The organism is Neisseria sp. P0021.S005 (assembly GCF_051956955.1).
On sequence record NZ_JBQCWY010000841.1, the window covers coordinates 1 to 694 of the forward strand.

The window sequence follows — 694 nt, forward strand, 5'->3', positions numbered from 1 at the left end:
ACCAGCATATCGATTTCGCAATCGGGGAAACGGGTTTTCAGCGCATCGACCACCGGCGTGCTCAAAAGCACATCGCCATGATGGCGCAATTTGATGATCAGAATACGTTTGGGTTGGGCTAAAGACATACAAAACTTTCAGACGGCCTGTTGATTGGCTGCTATTGTAAAGCGGAAAACAGGTTTCATAAAATACAAAACAGGCCGTCTGAAAGCTATCCTGCTGATTCATCGCTATAAAATCCGCACAAGTCATGCAATTTATATTACAATCCGCACCCCGTGGTTCGAAAACCTCCCACATTAAAAAACTAAGGAAACCTCATGTCCCGCAACAACGAAGAGCTGCAAGGCATCTCCCTTTTGGGCAACCAGAAAACCCAATACCCAAGCGAATACGCGCCTGAAATTTTGGAAGCGTTCGACAACAAACATCCAGACAACGACTATTTCGTCAAATTCGTCTGCCCCGAGTTCACCAGCCTCTGCCCGATGACTGGCCAGCCCGACTTTGCCACCATCTACATCCGCTACATCCCCCATATCAAAATGGTGGAAAGCAAATCACTGAAACTCTATCTCTTCAGCTTCCGCAACCACGGCGACTTCCATGAAGACTGCGTCAACATCATCATGAAAGACCTCATCGCCCTGATGGATCCGAAATACATCGAAGTATTCGGCGAATTCACACC

1 protein-coding gene, 1 pseudogene and 1 riboswitch are annotated in these 694 nt (G+C 47.4%); of the genes and pseudogenes, one reads left to right on the top strand and one right to left on the bottom strand.

The features are described 5' to 3' along the window. A pseudogene (locus tag ACTHUE_RS19710) lies at positions 1-128 on the bottom strand (putative lipopolysaccharide heptosyltransferase III); the annotation flags it as partial. 147 nt (positions 129-275) lie between these two features. Further along, positions 276-320, top strand: a riboswitch (PreQ1 riboswitch). A 3-nt stretch (positions 321-323) separates the two neighbouring features. Here ACTHUE_RS19710 and queF point away from each other — a divergent pair. Next, positions 324-694: preQ(1) synthase (queF, locus tag ACTHUE_RS19715; RefSeq protein WP_440424244.1), on the top strand; the 371-nt coding region annotated here is incomplete at its 3' end.